The sequence below is a fragment of the Pseudomonas sp. M5A4_2d genome, assembly GCF_053345295.1.
Window position 1 is genome coordinate 225,368 of record NZ_JBKEZW010000007.1, and the last position, 17,792, is coordinate 243,159.

17 protein-coding genes, 1 tRNA gene and 1 pseudogene are annotated in these 17,792 nt (G+C 60.9%); 7 read left to right on the top strand and 12 right to left on the bottom strand.

Annotated elements, in window-relative coordinates; translation table 11 throughout:
* Positions 1-188 precede the first annotated feature (188 nt).
* The 3 genes from ACLBW8_RS18060 to ptsP are packed head-to-tail and all read right to left on the bottom strand — an operon-like array spanning position 189 to position 5,719.
* Positions 189-1,907 carry a fructose-specific PTS transporter subunit EIIC gene (locus ACLBW8_RS18060; protein WP_447805977.1) on the bottom strand — a complete coding sequence of 573 codons (1,719 nt, stop codon included), beginning with the start codon at positions 1,905-1,907 and terminating at the stop codon, positions 189-191.
* 11 nt (positions 1,908-1,918) lie between these two features.
* A complete protein-coding gene (gene pfkB / locus ACLBW8_RS18065; protein ID WP_259763064.1) occupies positions 1,919-2,860 on the bottom strand; it encodes a 1-phosphofructokinase in 942 nt (313 codons plus the stop codon).
* Entirely contained in the window at positions 2,861-5,719 is a 2,859-nt protein-coding gene (gene ptsP, locus ACLBW8_RS18070; RefSeq protein ID WP_447805978.1) for a phosphoenolpyruvate--protein phosphotransferase, read from the bottom strand.
* A 294-nt stretch (positions 5,720-6,013) separates the two neighbouring features.
* Between ptsP and cra the strand changes: the two genes are divergently transcribed.
* Entirely contained in the window at positions 6,014-7,009 is a 996-nt protein-coding gene (gene cra / locus ACLBW8_RS18075; protein ID WP_064450664.1) for a catabolite repressor/activator, read from the top strand.
* A 2-nt stretch (positions 7,010-7,011) separates the two neighbouring features.
* Complete coding sequence (locus ACLBW8_RS18080; protein ID WP_447805979.1) at positions 7,012-7,788, top strand: TatD family hydrolase; 777 nt, start codon at positions 7,012-7,014, stop codon at positions 7,786-7,788.
* Here ACLBW8_RS18080 and ACLBW8_RS18085 read toward each other — a convergent pair.
* The 5 genes and pseudogenes from ACLBW8_RS18085 to ACLBW8_RS18105 form a co-directional block, all read right to left on the bottom strand.
* Positions 7,735-8,163 carry a hypothetical protein gene (locus ACLBW8_RS18085; protein WP_447805980.1) on the bottom strand — a complete coding sequence of 143 codons (429 nt, stop codon included), beginning with the start codon at positions 8,161-8,163 and terminating at the stop codon, positions 7,735-7,737. The genes ACLBW8_RS18080 and ACLBW8_RS18085 overlap by 54 nt on opposite strands.
* A gap of 127 nt (positions 8,164-8,290) precedes the next feature.
* A pseudogene (locus ACLBW8_RS18090) lies at positions 8,291-8,515 on the bottom strand (methyl-accepting chemotaxis protein); the annotation flags it as partial.
* Between the two features lie 153 nt (positions 8,516-8,668).
* Positions 8,669-9,505: a regulatory signaling modulator protein AmpE gene (ampE, locus tag ACLBW8_RS18095; protein ID WP_064450660.1), complete on the bottom strand. Its 837-nt coding sequence runs from the start codon at positions 9,503-9,505 to the stop codon at positions 8,669-8,671.
* The gene (ampD, locus tag ACLBW8_RS18100) at positions 9,502-10,065 is read right to left on the bottom strand and encodes a 1,6-anhydro-N-acetylmuramyl-L-alanine amidase AmpD (RefSeq protein ID WP_064450659.1); all 564 of its coding nucleotides are present in this window, start codon (positions 10,063-10,065) and stop codon (positions 9,502-9,504) included. Before ampD ends, ampE begins: the two co-directional genes overlap by 4 nt.
* A gap of 43 nt (positions 10,066-10,108) precedes the next feature.
* Positions 10,109-12,283, bottom strand: coding sequence for a DUF1631 domain-containing protein (locus tag ACLBW8_RS18105; protein ID WP_447805981.1), 2,175 nt, complete (start codon positions 12,281-12,283; stop codon positions 10,109-10,111).
* 244 nt (positions 12,284-12,527) lie between these two features.
* Between ACLBW8_RS18105 and nadC the strand changes: the two genes are divergently transcribed.
* Complete coding sequence (gene nadC / locus ACLBW8_RS18110) at positions 12,528-13,376, top strand: carboxylating nicotinate-nucleotide diphosphorylase (RefSeq protein WP_447805982.1); 849 nt, start codon at positions 12,528-12,530, stop codon at positions 13,374-13,376.
* Between the two features lie 60 nt (positions 13,377-13,436).
* Here nadC and ACLBW8_RS18115 read toward each other — a convergent pair whose 3' ends face one another.
* From ACLBW8_RS18115 to ACLBW8_RS18125, 3 genes are all read right to left on the bottom strand, one after another.
* On the bottom strand, positions 13,437-13,742 hold the full coding sequence (locus tag ACLBW8_RS18115) for a DUF6388 family protein (RefSeq protein WP_221293915.1): 306 nt from the start codon (positions 13,740-13,742) through the stop codon (positions 13,437-13,439).
* Between the two features lie 154 nt (positions 13,743-13,896).
* Positions 13,897-13,969: transfer RNA gene (locus tag ACLBW8_RS18120), tRNA-Thr, on the bottom strand.
* 64 nt (positions 13,970-14,033) lie between these two features.
* The gene (locus ACLBW8_RS18125) at positions 14,034-14,447 is read right to left on the bottom strand and encodes a pilin (RefSeq protein ID WP_447806062.1); all 414 of its coding nucleotides are present in this window, start codon (positions 14,445-14,447) and stop codon (positions 14,034-14,036) included.
* A 202-nt stretch (positions 14,448-14,649) separates the two neighbouring features.
* Here ACLBW8_RS18125 and ACLBW8_RS18130 point away from each other — a divergent pair, with 202 nt between their 5' ends.
* The 4 genes from ACLBW8_RS18130 to yacG are packed head-to-tail and all read left to right on the top strand — an operon-like array spanning position 14,650 to position 17,538.
* Positions 14,650-15,858, top strand: coding sequence for a type II secretion system F family protein (locus ACLBW8_RS18130; protein WP_447805983.1), 1,209 nt, complete (start codon positions 14,650-14,652; stop codon positions 15,856-15,858).
* Complete coding sequence (locus ACLBW8_RS18135) at positions 15,855-16,721, top strand: prepilin peptidase (RefSeq protein ID WP_447805984.1); 867 nt, start codon at positions 15,855-15,857, stop codon at positions 16,719-16,721. Before ACLBW8_RS18130 ends, ACLBW8_RS18135 begins: the two co-directional genes overlap by 4 nt.
* Positions 16,718-17,341: a dephospho-CoA kinase gene (gene coaE / locus ACLBW8_RS18140; protein WP_447805985.1), complete on the top strand. Its 624-nt coding sequence runs from the start codon at positions 16,718-16,720 to the stop codon at positions 17,339-17,341. The genes ACLBW8_RS18135 and coaE overlap by 4 nt, the downstream gene beginning before the upstream one ends.
* Entirely contained in the window at positions 17,338-17,538 is a 201-nt protein-coding gene (yacG, locus tag ACLBW8_RS18145; protein WP_064450651.1) for a DNA gyrase inhibitor YacG, read from the top strand. Before coaE ends, yacG begins: the two co-directional genes overlap by 4 nt.
* Here yacG and ACLBW8_RS18150 read toward each other — a convergent pair.
* Positions 17,535-17,750, bottom strand: coding sequence for a hypothetical protein (locus tag ACLBW8_RS18150; RefSeq protein WP_064450650.1), 216 nt, complete (start codon positions 17,748-17,750; stop codon positions 17,535-17,537). The genes yacG and ACLBW8_RS18150 overlap by 4 nt on opposite strands.
* Between the last annotated feature and the right edge of the window lie 42 nt (positions 17,751-17,792).

The window sequence follows — 17,792 nt, forward strand, 5'->3', positions numbered from 1 at the left end:
CAGGTGCCCTCTTGAGTATCAAAAGGGCCACTTAAACATGGCGTGATGAAGCCGGTGTGACACCGACCTACAGACCAATGCAGATCAACTGTGGGAGCTGGCTTGCCTGCGATAGCATCACCCGGGTCTAACTGATACACCCAGGTGCCTGCATCGCAGGCAAGCCTGCTCCCACAGTTTACATTGCGTCAGGCCTTGGCTGAGGAGACCGCCAGCTCAACCACATCCGGCCGCTTGATCAGCGCATAGACCAAACCGGTCAACAGGCTGCCGGCAACAATCGCCAGCAAGTAAAGCAGCGCATGGTTCATCGCATTCGGAATCACCAGCACAAACAGGCCACCGTGAGGCGCGGCGAGTTTGCAGCCGAAGTACATCGACAGCGCGCCGGTCAAGGCGCCGCCGGCGATGCTGGCCGGAATCACGCGCAGCGGGTCTTTGGCCGCAAACGGGATCGCCCCTTCGGAGATAAAGCACAGGCCCAGAATCATCGCGGCCTTGCCTGCCTCGCGTTCGGTCTGGGCGAATTTGCGCCGCGCCAGGAACGTGGCGATGCCCATGCCAATTGGCGGCACCATACCGGCGGCCATGGTCGCGGCCATGGGTGCGCCGCTCGAGGCCGCCAGCAAGCCGACCGAAAACGCATACGCCGCCTTGTTGATCGGCCCACCCAGATCGACACACATCATGCCGCCCAACAGGATGCCCAGCAGCACCGCGTTGGTGGTGCCCATGGTGCTGAGGAAGTCAGTCAGGCCAGTGAGCAGCCGCGCGACCGGCGGGCCGACGAGATAGATCATCGCCAGGCCGGTGAACAAACTCGCCAGCAACGGGATGATCAAAATCGGTTTGAGCGCCTCCAGGCTCTGCGGCAATTTCACCGCGCGGGTGATCAGCTTGACGCAATAACCCGCGAGAAAACCGGCGAGGATGCCTCCGATAAATCCGGCGCCCAATGTGCCCGCCAACAGCCCGCCGATCATGCCGGGCGCGAGCCCGGGACGGTCGGCAATCGAGTAGGCGATGTAGCCCGCCAGCAACGGCACCATCAGCATAAAGGCCTGGTCGCCGACGGTTTTGAGGGCTGCCGCCAAGGTGCCTTTTTCTTCAAAGGCATGAATGCCGAACACGAACGACAGGGCGATCAACAAGCCGCCCGCCACGACCATCGGCAACATGAACGACACGCCGGTGAGCAGGTGTTTGTACACACCGGTTTTTTCTTTTTTGGCCACCGCACCGCTGGCTGCACTTTCCACCGCGCCTTCGGCCAATGCCTGGTTGAGCGTGGCTTCGGATTGCTTGAGGGCGATGCCGGTACCGCAGCGGTAAATCTTCTTACCGGCGAAGCGCTCGGTGGCGACTTCGATATCCGCCGCCAGCAACACCACGTCGGCGTCGGCGATCGCTTGCGGGCTCAACGGCGTGCGCGCGCCCACCGAGCCCTGGGTTTCGACTTGCAAGTCATAACCCAGGCGCTTGGCTGTTTGCTGTAAAGCTTCGGCGGCCATAAAGGTGTGCGCCACGCCCGTCGGGCAAGCCGTAATAGCGACGATACGTGGAGCACGCTTTGCCGCCGCCGGTGCTGCGCTGGCGACATAGACCTGGGCCTCTTCGGCGCCACGGCGCAATACCGCCTCGACATCTGCCAACGCCTGGGCCGGCGTGCTTTGGAACACACGCTTGCCGACAAACCGCTGCATATCCACCGGCGTGCTGCTGACCAGCAATACCCATTCGGCTTCGTCGAGTGTGGCCTGGGACAACTGGCGCTCCGGGTGCTGCACGTCCACCACTTCGACGCTGGTGTGCAAGCCCATGCGCTGCGCGGCAGCGTCCAACAAGCGGGCGCACAGCACACTGGTGACCATGCCGTTCGGGCACGCAGTAACAATGGCTAACTTCATCACAAACCCTCTTATTGTTCTGTCAGCGCACGCACGTGGACGCCGCTTTCGAGACGCGCCAACTGCGCGTCATCGCTGATGCCAAAGCCGATCTGCGTGACGGCCATGGCGGCAATCGCCGTGGCCCGGCGCAGGGTGCTTTCCGGCAGATCAAAACTGAGCAAACCGTGAAGCATCCCGGCCAGCAGCGAGTCACCCGCACCGACCGTGCTGGCGACGCTGACCTTGGGCGGCGTGGCATGCAGCGCCGTGCCCGGGCTGAACCAGTTCACGCCGTCGGCGCCGTGGGAAACTACTACATGCTCGACGCCTTGGGCGTGCAGGCGTTCGGCGGCCTGGGCCTGTTGCGCGATGGAATCGGTGGGGCAATCCAGGGCTTCGGCGAGCTCTTCAGTGTTCGGCTTGATCAACCACGGGCCCGCCTGCAAACCGGCGCGCAAGGCTTCGCCGCTGGTGTCGAGGGCGACTTTCAAACCGAGGCTTTTCAGATGTTCCAGCAAACCTTTGAACCACTGCGCAGTGACGCCACCCGGCAAGCTACCGGCGACCACCACGGCGTCGTGCCCAGGCGCAATCAGCGTCAGTTGATTGAGCAACGCCGCTTGCGCCTGCTCACTGACCTGCGGCCCTGGTGCGTTGATGTCGGTGACCCGGCCATCCTGTTCGGCGATCTTGATATTGCTACGGGTTTCGCCCGGCACACGGATAAACGCGTCGGCAAAGCCACGCCGCGCGATCAACGCCTCAAACGCCTGGGGGTTGTCTTCACCGAGAAAGCCGCCCACGGTGACTTCATGGCCCAGGTCCGCCAACACCTGGGCGACATTGACCCCCTTGCCGGCGGCATGGGTCAGCAGGGTTTCGCTGCGGTTGACTTCACCCGGTTCCAGGCGCGCCAGGCGTACCGTCAGGTCCAACGCCGGGTTCAGCGTCAGGGTCAGAATCTTCGCCATTTACACGGCCTCCACGAGGGCTCGCACTTCGGCGGGCGAACCCACCGCAAGGGCTTTTTGCGCCAGGCCCTGGGCCTCGCTCAGACTGAATTCGCGCACCCGCGCCTTCACTTCAGGAATGCTGCGGGCCGACACGCTCAACTCATCCACACCCAGGCCAATCAGCACCGGCACCGCCAGCGGGTCCGCCGCCAACTCGCCGCACACGCCGACCCATTTGCCATGGGCATGGGCGGCGCGCACGGTGATGTCGATCAACTGCAACACCGCCGGGTGCAGTCCATCCGCCTGAGCGGACAGGGTCGGGTGGCCACGGTCGATGGCCAGGGTGTATTGGGTCAGGTCGTTGGTGCCGACACTGAAGAAGTCGACTTCCTTGGCGAGTACCGGCGCCAGCAAGGCAGCGGACGGCACTTCGATCATGATCCCCAGTTGCAAGTCGGCCACCGGGATCTCCAGGCGTAGGCGCTCGGTCATATCGCGGGCGGCGCGCCACTCATCGACGCTGCCGACCATGGGAAACATGATGCGCAGCGGCCGGTTATCGGCGGAACGTAATAGCGCACGCAATTGCGCTTCCATGATCTGCGGGCGCTGCAAGGTGAGCCGAATACCGCGCACCCCCAGGAAGGGATTTTCCTCTTGGGCAATCGGCCAATACGGCAGCGGTTTGTCGCCGCCCACATCCAGGGTGCGCACGACCAGCGGGCGACCGTCGAGGCCGTCGAGTACGCGGCGGTATTCGGCTTCCTGCGTGGCTTCATCCGGCGCTTGCGGGTGGGCCATGAAAATCAGCTCGGTGCGCAGCAGGCCGATACCTTCGGCGCCTTGCTCCACCGCAGCGGCAACGCCGGCGCTTTCGCCGATATTGGCGAACACTTCAACGGCGTGGCCGTCGCGGGTCAGGGCCGGTTCATGGCGCTGGGCCGAGGCGGCTTGCAGGCGTTGTTCGCGAGTGTCGCGCTCAACGGTGGCCCGCTGCAGGGTGGTCGCATCGGGGTCGACATGCAGGCGACCGCGCTGGCCGTCCAGCAACAAAGGCGTGCCGGAGGCCAACAACAACACCGTCGGACCCGCACCCACCAGCGCCGGAATGCCCAAGGCTCGCGCGACGATGGCGCTGTGGGCCGTGGCGCCACCACGGGCGGTGAGGATGCCGGCGACGCGCGTCGGGTCCAGACGCGCGACGTCGGAGGGCCCGACTTCTTCCATCACCAGAATGTAGGGTTCGCTCGGCTCCTGGGCGGTTTCAATGCCGCACAGTTGCGCCAGCACACGGCGGCCGATGTCGCGCAGGTCGGCGGCGCGCTCGGCGAGCAAGGCATCCTGCAACGACTCCTGCTGCCTGGCGGCGGCTTCGATCACGCTCATCCACGCGGCTTCGGCGCTCTCGCCTTGCTTGAGGCGAGTGCCGACTTCGTCGGTCAGTTCCGGGTCGTCGAGCATTTCCTGGTGAGTGATGAAAATCTCGCGGATGGCTTTGGCCTGGCTGCGTTCGATCAGGCCCTGAATATCGCGGCGCACATCGGTCAAGGCGTTCTGCAGGCGCTCGCGTTCAATGGCCGAGGATTCACCGCGCAGCGGGTAATCGACTACTTGCTGCGTCTGGATATGCGCAGGGCCGATGGCGACACCGGGCGCGGCGGCAATAGCCTGGAGCTGGCTGCCGGACACGGGCGCGCTGAGCACCGGTTCGATATCAAGCGTTGCGGGTTGCACACTGGCGGCCGGCAGCGGCTCAACGTCTTCGCCGAGGCCTTCCTCTACGGCCGCCAGCAAGGCGGGTAACGCGTCACCGGCAATCGTTGGCTCGGCCACAAACTCCAACACCTGGCCGCGACGGGCGCCGAGGCTGAGCAACTTGCTGAGGCTTTTTACCGACACGGCGCCGACCGGGCCATCGACGATACGCACGCGGATATCGCCGTCAAAACTTTTCGCCAGTTGCGCGAGGATCTTCGCCGGCCGCGCGTGCAGGCCATGGGCATTGGCCAGGGCAATGCGCACACTCGGCCAATCGGGTGGCAGTTCGCCGCCGAGCACTTCAAGCACCGCACGGCTGCTGGTGGCACGCCCCAGTTCCTGGCCGCGACCTTCAATCAACAACGCGCACAAGCGTTCCAACAAGGTCTGATGGGCTTCGCCGAGGCTGGCCAGGCAGAACAAACCGTTGAGTGGCTGGCCGAGGTAACGCATGGGTTTGTCCGGCGTGACAAAGGCCAGACCCGGACGCTTGACCGTCTGCTCGCTGTGCAACCACCACAGGCCATCGCCCAAGGGCAGTGCGTCGACTTGCTGCAACACGGCGGCAAAACCGTTGCTCACGCAATCTGCCTGGCGCAACAGGCGTGCGCCACGCCACACCAGCTCTTCGAAGTCATCGGCGGACACGCCAAGGCTGATCATCTGCGCATCCAGCGCCAGTTCCTGCGGCGCGCCTTGCAGCAGCTTCAGCAACGCTTCAGCGTTGCCGGCACGGCGCAGCGCCTCGCCCAGGTCGGTTTCACCGAGGGCGCGGGTCAGCAGTTGCAGCAGGCGCAGGTGTTCATCGGATTTGGCGGCAATGCCGATGGCCAGGTAGACGATCTGGCCGTCACCCCAGTCCACCCCGTCGGGGAATTGCAGCAGGCGCACGCCGGTAGAAAAGACCTGGTCGCGGGTTTCCGGGGTGCCGTGAGGGATGGCAATACCTTGGCCGAGAAAGGTCGAGCCTTGGGCTTCACGGGCTTGCAAGCCACTGAGATAACCCTCGGCGACCAGGCCATCGGCCACCAGTTTTTCAGCGAGCAAGTGCAAGGCAGCAGATTTATCCACAGCCACCTGGCCCATGGATATCTGCTCTACAGTGAGCTCAAGCATGCCGTTCTCCTAGTTAGTGCGGTGTGCGCACTAGGTATTGTTTTGAATAAATCAGCGAGGCTGTGTTCAAAAATAACTGACTGAGCGGTCAATTGGCAGTAGCCATTCAGTCGCGAACGTCGTAAAAATACGCTGGCTGAAACGTTTAATCTAGAATTTATGGCAGATTACGCGCTAATTATGCAAGCTTGAAGGACCACTTGGCGCTTGAGCTCAGACAATAGTCGTGTGCAGGAATCGGTTACGATTGGACAAAATGTCGGGGCAAGCTCTAAAAAACAAGGAAATCCCGGTTTGAAACTCAGTGATATCGCACGTCTGGCCGGTGTGTCCGTCACCACCGCAAGCTACGTCATCAATGGCAAGGCCGCACAGCAACGCATCAGCTCCGCGACCGTCGAGCGGGTGCGGGCGGTGGTCGAAGCCCATGGTTTTACCCCCAACCCTCAGGCGGCCGGGCTGCGCAGCCGGCATACGCGCACCTTGGGTTTTATCCTGCCAGACCTGGAAAACCCCAGTTACGCACGGATTGCCAAGTTGTTGGAGCAAGGTGCGCGAGCACGAGGCTATCAGTTGCTGATCGCCAGCTCCGACGATGATGCGGACAGCGAACGCCAGTTGCTGCAACTGTTTCGTGCACGGCGCTGCGATGCGCTGTTCGTCGCCAGTTGCCTGCCGGCCAGTGATGACAGCTATCGCGAGTTGCAAGCCAAGGGCTTGCCGGTGATTGCCATCGACCGGGTGATGGAACCGGCGCAGTTTTGCTCGGTGGTCAGCGACGACCGCCAGGCCTGCCAGCAACTGACCAGCAGCTTGCTGCAACCGCTGCCCAAGCAGATCGCACTGATCGGTGCACGACCGGAGCTGAGTATCAGTCAGGAGCGCGCCGCCGGTTTCCGTGAAGCGCTGCAAGGGTTCACCGGTGAAGTCATCATCGAACAGGGTGAAGCCTTCAGCCGTGACTGCGGCCGACAGTTGATGGAGCAACTTCTACATCAACTGGGGCATTTGCCTGACGCATTGGTGACCACTTCCTACGTGCTGCTGCAAGGCGTGTTCGACGCGCTGCATGACTTCCCGCTCAAATCACGGCCGCTGCGCCTGGGCACGTTCGGTGACACCCAATTGCTGGACTTCCTGCCGCTGCCGGTCAACGCCATGGCCCAGCAACACCAATTAATCGCCGACACGGCCCTGCGCCTGGCCCTGGCCGTCATCGAGGAAGAGCAATACCAACCGGGCGTGCACGCCATTGGCCGGACCTTCAAGCAGCGTATTCACGAGGCTTGAGCATGGAGCTGATCGACACCCACACCCACCTGGACTTCCCGGACTTCGATCATGATCGCCGGGAAGTCCTCGCCCACAGCCGCCAACTTGGGGTGCAGCGCATGGTGGTGTTAGGCGTCTATCAGCAGAATTGGCAACGGCTGTGGGACCTGGTGCAGGAAGATGAAGGCTTGTTCGCCGCTTTCGGCCTGCACCCGGTGTACCTCGACGCGCATCGCCCCGCTGACCTGACCGAACTGGGCGACTGGCTGACCCGCCTGCACGGCCATCGACAGTTGTGCGCCGTCGGCGAAATCGGCCTGGACTACTTCCTCGAACAGCTGGATCGCGAACGTCAGCAAAGCCTGTTTGACGCCCAATTGAAACTGGCGGTGGACTTCCACCTCCCGGCCCTGTTGCATGTACGTCGCAGCCACGCGGCGGTGATCGCCACCCTCAAGCGCATCCGCCTGCCACGGGGCGGTATCATCCATGCATTCGCCGGCAGCGTTGAGGAGGCTCGCGAGTACATCAAGCTCGGCTTCAAGCTGGGCCTGGGCGGCGCGGCCACCTGGCCTCAAGCCCTGCGCATGCACAAGGTGCTCGCTCAACTGCCCCTTGAGGCCGTGGTGCTGGAAACCGACTCACCGGATATGGCCCCCGCGATGTACCCCGGCCTGCGTAACAGCCCGCAACACTTGCCGGACATCTGCAGCGCGTTGGCTGAGCGCATGGGCATCAGCCCCTTACTGCTGGCCGAAACGAGCACACGCAATGCGCGCGAGTTGTTCCGTTGGTAGCACGCTGACCGCTTGCAAATCCAACGTCAGCCGCTGCCGGTAACGGATATAGCGCAGCACCAGGAAGTGGGCCAGCAGCATCACCAGTGAAATATTGAGTTGCCCGATCACGCTGACCACCCCCACCCATTCGGCCAACAACGCCACGATCAACACCACGCAGGTGAGTACCAGCATGCTTGGGCGCACCATCGCCCAATAGTCCAGCGACTTGAACTGGCGCAGTTGCCGGGGGCAGTTCAACTGCACGATCCGCTGGCAATACGTGCAATCAAAAGGCTCATGAATGGCAATGGCGTTCAATTGCCAGGGCTTGAGCGCAAACGTAATGTCGCAATGGGCGCAGTGCCCTTTGATACCAGTAGCAGCAGTCATCGCCGTGCCTCCCTTGGACCGTGATGGGTTGAAACAAATTCTCACCCATCCAGGCGCTCAAAGAAGATACACAGACAAATAAGGACAGGAGCCACGCCATACAAAACCAAAATCCTACACGCTCGCCCTACACACGAAACGCCCCGATCAATGGCTTCAACTCGATCACCCGCATCGACAACTGCCGGCTGGCCGCCTCTGTCTGATAGGCGCCCTGAGCCGCATGCTCGCCAGCTCGATTGAGCTCGGCAATGTTCTGGTCGATATCGTGTGCAACGGCAGTTTGCTGCTCCACGGCCGCAGCGATCTGCTGATTCTGGTCGACGATCATGCCCACGGCACCGAGGATATGAATGGAAAGAGCACACCGTCTAAACTGGCTGCGGCTACTTCCCAAGGTGGTTACACGGCGCACAGCGGTGGGAGCCTTGCTGTCTTTGGAAAGGATGGACGGATAAAGACCGTTAAGACTATTGCTCCCACATTTTTGACCGCACTCACTCGATCAAGGCAACACGGTCCAGATGGCGAACCCGGCATACCACAGCACCGCCGCACGCAGCAGCAGTTCCCACAGGCGATCCAAACTGTTGATGCCGTCAGCCCCCACCACCGGCGGTGGAATTTCAGCCGCTACCAGGCCGACTTTTTCTACCAACTGCGCGGCACTGATATCCCAGCTCAGCAGTTCATGGAGCATCACCCGGCTGACTGCAACAAAGTTACCCACCAGGGCAAAACTCGCCGCCAGCAAGCGCACCGGCAACCAATCAAACGCGTGGCGCAATTGGCCGGCACGTTCGGCGACCAGAGGGTTCTGGCTGTGCTCACTGGCCAACGCCAGCAGGCGATAGGCCAGGGCCGCGACCGGGCCCAACAGGAAATACCAGAAAATCACCGCGAAAAAGCTTTGGTAAGCCTGCCATAGCAGATGGCCTTGAACGCGCTCCAGCAGCTGCTCGCCATTGTCGGCCGCTACTTTCAGGTCCCGCTCGGCCACGTGTTCGGCGGCTTGCAAGTCACCGCGCCGCCACGCATCGCGAAACGGCCCGAGCCCAGCCAGTAGATCGCCACGCCCCAGGCTATAGATCACCACCAGTAAGTGCACCGGCAATGCCAACAAGCCATAAGCCACGGGCTCCAGCACCAATAGCAACAGGGCCAGCAAGGCCACCGGCAACAACACCAGCAGTACCAGAATCAGCCAAGGCCGCTTGCCCATGCGCGGGCTCGACTCCAGTTTGGCCAGCTCACGCAGCCATCCACCGTCGCACTGTAACCGCCGACGCAAGGCCGAGAACTTCTCGATCCAGACCGCCAGCACCAACACCAGGAAACTCATCGTGCGTGTCCTCCATCCTGCAGGGCGCTGCGAAAGCGCGCCCAATCAAAAGCCGGGCCCGGGTCAGTCTTGCGCCCTGGCGCAATATCACTGTGACCACGAATACGCTGACGGGTAATGCCTGGGTAGGCTGCCAGCAGTTGACGTGTCAGGTCGATCAGCGACGCGTATTGGGCATCGGTAAACGGTAGCTCATCCGTACCCTCCAGCTCGATACCCAGGGAAAAGTCATTGCAGACTTCACGCCCCTCAAAGCTCGAGACCCCTGCATGCCAGGCCCGGTCCAGACACGATACAAATTGCGTCACGGTGCCGTCGCGCTCAATCAGAAAATGCGCAGACACCCGTAGGTCGGCAATGCTTTCAAAGTAAGGATGCTCTGTGACATCCAGGCGGTTCTGGAAAAACGCCTGCACCTTGCCGGTGGCGAACTGCGCCGGAGGCAGGCTGATGTTATGCACCACCAACAGTGAGATCTCGCCTGCGGGGCGCTCGTTGAAGTTGGGTGAAGGGCAATGGCGAATACCCTGGCACCAACCGCTGGTGGGGTCCAACTGCATACTGGTTCCTTGAATGAGACGAGGTATTACCAGTATGCCGCGTTCAGCCCTGCGGTTGCGATGACTTGCCGCGATTGAGTTGACGCAGGTTACCCATCACTGACGTCAGCGCGCGGTCAAACAGCAGCCCCTCGTCCAAACTGCGTATCGCCCCTTGCTTGAAGGCCAAGGCCAATTGGACGGCACTCTTCTCCAGGACCTTGAGCCCCGTGCGGCTGACAAAAATATAGGCGTTGGCCGGTGCCATGATCGCCTTCAGCTTGCAGCGCAGACGGTGGGTTTCATCTTGCTGGAACTCAAACCAGCCTCCGATCCGCAATTGTTGAGCCTTGAGCAAGTGCGGGTCATCACTGGGCAGGCTTGCGATTGGCTCAGGCAAACCGCTACTGAGTGAAAATGGCTCACGCACCTCGATCAGCGTGTCCTGCCTCCCACTCTCGAATGACTGCACATGCATGGCTTGCAATCGGACAAAGAACTCACGGGTGCTGAAGGGATCGAACGCCACGCCGGTCAAGCCGTTGCGCAAGGCCTTGAGCAGCCCGGGCAATTGCTCCAGCAGGTGCCGTCCGGCCTCGGTGTCTTTCTGCAGGCTCACGCTCCAGATCAACTCATCCATGGTGCGCACCGCCGCCTGGCATTGCACCGATTGCTCGCCATGCTTGAGGCAGGCCGACAACAGCACCTGGCTCCAGGCCTGCTGGAGAAACTGCACCACCGCCTGGGGTAACACCCGGCCTACCAAACGTCGATTGAGCAGCTCGGCCACACGCTGACGGGCGGCCTCAGTACGCACACGGTTTTCTTCAACCTCATAGGTGTGCTGCTCCAGCAATTCGCTGCGCCGCTGCTCATCCGCAGTAAAGGCCGTGAATTGCGCCAATAACCGGGGGAAAATCGCCAGGTCTTCAACGAACTCATTCAGCAAACATTGCACCACCTGCTCGGTTCGCAGGTACAGGCTGTCGCGCGGAGAGTCATCGCGCGGGCTCCAACCCATGGCGGCGGCGGCGATTTCATTGAGTAAGCGCCGCGCCGGATGGCTGCTGCGACTGAAAAAACTCTTGTCCAGTATCGCCACTTTCAATATCGGAATCTGCAAACGCGCGATCAAGGCCTTGAAAACATCAGGCACGGTGCTGTCATTGAGGATGAACTCGAATAACAGGGCGACCAGGTTGATCACATCCTCATCGGCGTCTTCCACCACACGAGACTTGCCACTTTTGACGCTAACGCGGGTCAGCAACTGTTCAAGCTGGTTACGCAGGTCGAAGTCGTCTTCGGCCTCGGGTTCCGGCACGTATTGCTGCAAATGAGAGAGCAGGCGCAACAGGTCGCGGGTGGCAATGGGCTGGGGTTCGGCGCTGGCTTCCAGGGTAGGCGCCACGCTGCCACGCACGGCCGCCAGCAATTTCTGCAAGGCAGCGAAGGCTTCCTGGCCGTTTTCATCCACTGGCGGGTCGACGGTCGGCAAGCTGCCTTCACGCTGCTGTTCAAGCGCCGCACGCCCACCGGGGCGACGTGATGGCACTGCCTTGAGCTCAGGCAAAACCCCGGTAGCGACGAGTATCTGGTTGGCTTCAGCGAACAGTTGGTCGGCGTCACTGAGCACGTATTTTTCAAACAGCTTGAGAATGATCAATTTGACGCGGATCTCTACCCCCAAGCTGCGCCCCGCCCGCAAAAAGAACTCACAAAGCAGTGCCGGGCCCAACGGGTTATCGCGCTCATCCAAGGGATTGACGAGCAACGTACTCAGGCGCGCGGTCAGTTGCGCCAGTGCCAGGCCATCACGATGCCGCACTCGACCGAGCATGGCCGCCAACGCGACCGCTTTTTCCAGTTCATCACTGGACGTGCCGGTCGCCGTGTCATAGGACACCACCGGCAGCCAGTGCGACTCGCCCCGCCCAACCTGGCCCAGATTGGCGAATGCGGCGAACAACTGCGCCATGAACACGCGCTCGAAATTCTTGCGCTTGAGGCGCAAGTCGCGCATGGCTTCAAAGAAGATGTGATGGTCAGCGTTACTACGGGCCTTGTCGGCCATTTCGAACAGGGTGTCGTCGGCGTTATCGAACAGTTCCTGCAAACCTTGTTGCAACTGCTGAGCGGCCTTGTCGCGAACCTGTAGCAACACCACTGGCAGGCGCGCAAGCGGCGATGGCGTGGCGTGTGCCTTGTTGATGGGCACCACCTTTCCGTCATTGTGCATCCTGGCCTCCTGAAACGGCGGTGTTGGTTGGGGAAAGATCGGGGGCAGGCCCAATTGGACGCTGTAAAAAACCCGTTATCACCAGGACGTCAAAGCTATGACGCCAATTGCAAGGCGCGAGATTATCTTGCAAATGAGGGTAGTTGCGCCAGCAAACTCTGCCTTTGCCCTGTAAATGAATAGGAGTGTGGGTTCAAACGCGCACTGCCCCTATAATCGAGGCACTTTGTTTGTGGAGCCTGTTATGCCGAATCTCCGTCTTGCCGACCTCACCGCCGAAATTGAAGCCAACGTGCGCCGTGCACTGCTGGAAGACATCGGCAGCGGCGACATCACTGCACAATTGATCCCGGCCGAACGGCTGGCCAAGGCCACAATCATTACTCGCGATGCGGCCGTTATCGCCGGCACGGCTTGGGTGGACGCGGTATTCCGCCAGCTCGACCCTCGGGTCGCGGTGCATTGGCAGGTGGCCGATGGTGAACGCGTCAGCCCCAATCAAGTGCTGTTCCACTTGGAAGGCCCGGCCCGCTCATTGCTCAGCGGTGAGCGCTGCGCACTGAATTTCCTGCAGATGCTGTCAGGGGTGGCCACACGTGCGCAGTATCTGGCGGGCTTTGTCGCCACCACCCAGGTCAAGCTGCTGGACACCCGCAAAACCCTGCCCGGTCTGCGATTGGCGCAGAAGTACGCGGTGACTTGCGGTGGCTGCCATAACCATCGCATCGGTCTGTATGACGCGTTCCTGATCAAGGAAAACCATATCGCTGCGTGTGGCGGTATTGCCCAGGCAATTACGGCCGCCCACAAGATCGCCCCGGGCAAGCCGGTGGAAATCGAAGTGGAAAGCCTGGATGAACTGCGCGAAGCACTGGCGGCGGGTGCCGATATCATCATGCTCGACGAATTGAGCCTGGATGACATGCGCGAGGCCGTGCGCCTGAACGCAGGCAAGGCCAAGCTGGAAGCCAGCGGCGGGATCAATGAAACTACCCTGCTGCCCATCGCTGAAACCGGGGTGGACTACATCTCCATCGGTGCGATGACCAAGGATGTTAAAGCCGTGGATTTGTCGATGCGGCTCAGTATCTGAGGCCCTCTGTAGGAGCGAGCACGCACTGGGCGGACCACTCGCTCCTACACAGAAAGCGACTTAGATTGCGAGATTATTCATCCCACAATACTCATTCCAGTCGACGCCCAGTACCTCGGCAGCCTCCTTGTGCAAGGCCAGGCGCGCCGCCTCGAACTCTTCGGGGGTGGAGGTGTACTTGAGGCTCAGTTCCCATGGCTGCAGGCCCTGGGCCTCCGCCTCATCCTCAAATGCCCATTGGATCTGGTCCCTTTGATCATCGGCACTCAGGTCCTTGATCTCATCCAGCAGTTCCGGCGACTCCGCCACGTATTTCTTGAGGGCGGCTTCGTGACGCGCTTCCTGGGTCATCTCTTGTGTGGTCATGTTGTTCTCTTAGATCAAGGAATGGGGATGCATCTGGGTCATCAAGGTTGCGCAGATACAAAAGAGTGGGCATGAATGCCGGCTCGTCTGGCCTTCAGAACCATTCTGGGATCATCTGAAAACAGTGTTGCCTTTGAAAACAGTGTTGCCTTTGTGCCCGAGACAGGAATCGAACCTGCGACCTTCGCGTTACGAGTGCGCTGCTCTACCGGCTGAGCTACACGGGCGGTGGGCTAAAGCTAGCACCGCATTGGGCATGCAGCAACTAACTCGCCTGCCGCCCAGTAACCGTTATGCTCCGTCGGCGCCGCAGCCCTTGGCAACGTATTGAGCATCAGCCGTGGTTGTACACTTCCAGCCGGTGGTGGCACTGCGCGTCAACGTGATGGTCTTGCCCAGCACGGGAGCGGGCGCATCGAGAATTTCACAACGGATGGAACCGGTGCCGGTGGCCACATCGCCTGCCACCTCGATCGTGCAGTTGGCGGTTGGGCTGGTGCCACCGATCAAGGCCAGTGTCGGCACGGTGCCCTGGTTAAGGGTGTCTTCGAAACCGGCCTTCAACGCGGAGACCTCAGCCAACCCCGCCGTAAACTTGGCCTTGGCCTGGTGCTTGGTATACATGGGCAAACCGATCGTGGCCAAAATGCCGATGATTGCCACGACGATCAACAACTCGATCAAGGTGAAGCCTTTCTGACGCATCACATTCACTCTCCAGAATAGAAACCATATCAAGGCGCGTCCTGCGCCCCGCATTTTGCAGCGGCGTCAGTGTACTCATCCGCGAGCGGCCAAACGCGCACAAGACGCACATTCTGACATTTTATCCTTCACTGCCGACCTGCCGGAATCCATCACCTGACTAAGCTGTAAATCTACGACTACCGGTGTGCGGACACATGACATGAATGAAGCTGCAACGATCTACGCCTGGGAAGGCATCAACCGCAAAGGGCGCAGGGTCTCAGGGCAAACCGCAGGCCATAACCTTGCGCTGATCAAGGCGCAACTGCGCCAGCAAGGAATCTGCCCCGGCCGCGTGCGCAAAAAAACCTCGCACCTGCCAAGCTTTGCGCCGCCAATAAAACCGGCAGATATTGCCCTGTTCACCCGCCAACTGGCGACATTGCTGAAGGCCGGCATACCGCTGCTGCAAGCCTTCGACATCATCAGCGAAGGCTTCGAACACCGACAGATGCGCGAGCTGATAAAGGGCTTGAAACAGGAGATCGCCGCCGGTAACAACCTGGCGGCAGCACTGCGCAAACAACCGCGCTACTTCGATGAACTGTATTGCAACCTGATCGCTGCGGGCGAACAGGCCGGTGCCCTGGAAACCTTGCTGGAGCGGGTGGCGGTACACCTGGAAAAAAGCCAGCAGCTCAAGGCGCGAATCAAAAAGGCCATGACCTACCCCTGCGCAGTCATCGTGGTCGCCTGCCTGGTCAGTGCAATCCTGCTCATCCACGTGGTACCGCAGTTTCAGAGCCTTTTTAGCGGGGTCGACGGCGAGCTGCCAGGCTTTACCTTGAAGGTCATTGCCCTGTCCGAATTCCTGCAACACGCCTGGTGGATGGTCGCGCTGGGCCTGGGCGCTACCATTGCCGGGCTGCGCCAGGCTTATCGGGCTTCCCCCGGTTTTCGTCACGGCCTGGATAGCGGTTTGTTGAAGGTGCCCCTGGCAGGCACACTGCTGAGAAAATCCGCCGTTGCCCGCTATGCCCGTACACTTTCAACGACTTTTGCAGCGGGCGTGCCCTTGGTGCAGGCCCTGGATTCCGTGGCGGGTGCGACGGGCAATGGCTTGTTCAAAAAGGCGATCGAACAGATGCGTCACGACGTATCCACAGGCATGCAATTGAATCACTCCATGGCGCATAGCGGTCTGTTCCCCGGCATGGCGATCCAGATGACAGCGATCGGTGAAGAATCGGGCACCCTGGACCGCATGCTGGAAAAAGTTGCCCAGCATTTTGAGGCCGACGTGGAGAATCTGGTCGACAACCTCACCAGCCTGATGGAGCCGCTCATCATGGTGATATTGGGGGGCATTGTCGGTGCATTGGTGATCGCCATGTACCTGCCGGTCTTCCAGCTGGGGTCGGCATTTTGAGCCTGCTGCCCAGCGAACAACCATGGGTCTTTGTCGGGATGGCGCTCGCTCTGGGCCTGATCGTCGGCAGCTTCATCAACGTGCTGGTGTGGCGTCTGCCAAAGATGCTCGCGCGCGAATGGCGTGCCCAAGCCCAGGAAGTGCTGGGCTTGCCTGCCGACCGCGCGAACCCCACTTACAACCTGATACACCCCAACTCCTGCTGCCCGCATTGCGACCAGCCGATTCGCCCCTGGGAAAATATCCCGCTGCTCAGCTACCTGATACTCAGGGGCCGTTGCGCCGATTGTCGTGAACCTATCAGTAGCCGCTACCCCATCACCGAACTGGCCTGCGCGCTGGGCTCAGCTATGGTTGCCTGGCATTTTGGTTTCGGCTGGCAAGCTGGCGCGGTGATGGTGTTGAGCTGGGGGTTGCTGGCCATGAGCCTGATCGACGTGGATCATCAACTGTTGCCGGACGTTCTGGTGCTGCCGCTGCTATGGCTCGGGCTGATCCTCAATAGCTTCGACGTGTTGACGACGCTGCCCAATGCGCTGTGGGGCGCAGTCATAGGCTATATGAGCCTGTGGACGGTGTTCTGGCTGTTCAAGCTGATCACCGGCAAGGACGGCATGGGCTATGGCGACTTCAAGTTATTGGCCCTGCTCGGTGCTTGGGGTGGATGGCAGATTCTGCCGATGACGCTACTGATCTCATCGCTGCTAGGCGTGCTCGCCGGCTTGATCCTGATGCGCTTGCGCAGGTCCCAGGCGTCGATACCGATGCCGTTTGGCCCGTGCCTGGCAATTGCCGGCTGGATTGCATTGCTCTGGGGTGGTCAAATAACCGACTTCTATTTGCAGTCTGTCGGTTTCAGATGACCACTTCTGTCGCAACACCCTGGATTCTTGGCCTTACTGGCGGTATCGGCAGCGGCAAAAGCGCAGCCGCCCAGCACTTTATCGACCTGGGCATTGATTCGGTCGACGCCGACCATGCCGCCCGCTGGGTGGTCGAGCCCGGCCGGCCGGCACTGGCGCGGATCGCCGAGCATTTCGGTGCCGGCGTGCTTCTGCCCGACGGCCAACTCGACCGCGCCGCGTTGCGTAAACTGATCTTTGAATCACCTGGAGAGCGCCGCTGGCTGGAAGCCTTGCTGCACCCGTTGATTGGCGAGGAGATTCGCAGCCATCTGGCGCGCGCGCGTTCGCCTTACGCGATTCTGGTGTCGCCGCTGCTGATCGAGTCCGGCCAGTACAGCATGACGCAGCGCATCCTGGTGATAGACGTGCCGCAATCACTGCAGATTCAGCGTACCCTGCAGCGCGACGGCATCAGCGAACATCAGGTGCAAGCGATCCTCAAGGCTCAGTCCAGCCGCGAAGACCGCCTGAACCATGCCGATGACGTGCTGGTCAATGACCAGGACCTCGCCTGGCTGCACAGCGAGGTCGAGCGACTGCACCACTTTTACCTTACTTTGCGTGGAGGCCGATCATGAGCCAACCCCTGACCGTCGAATGCCCAACCTGCGGTGCCCCCGTAGAATGGACAGCGACCAACCCCAACCGGCCGTTCTGCTCGGACCGTTGCAAACTTATCGACCTCGGTGCCTGGGCGTCGGAAGAACACAAGATTCCGGTCAGCCCGGATGCAGAGGACGAACTGTTCTCCGAAGACCTGCCGCTGCGCCATTAAGGCCGCATAAAGGCATATTCCTGCTGGTCGTCGAGATTCTCTGCAAGGTATTGCAGCTCGTCGGCCAAGTCTTCAAAACTGCGTACGCCCTTGCTCTGCTGCACCACCGCGCTGAGCATGGCGCGTAGGGTCAAGCCGGGGTCAAAACCGACTTCCTGTGCTGCGTCCTGGCTTCTGCGCAATTCCTGCCGTGCCCACTCGTACACACTCATGATCGTTGCTCCCGGAAATTTTGCAAAGAATGAGCCTGTGCG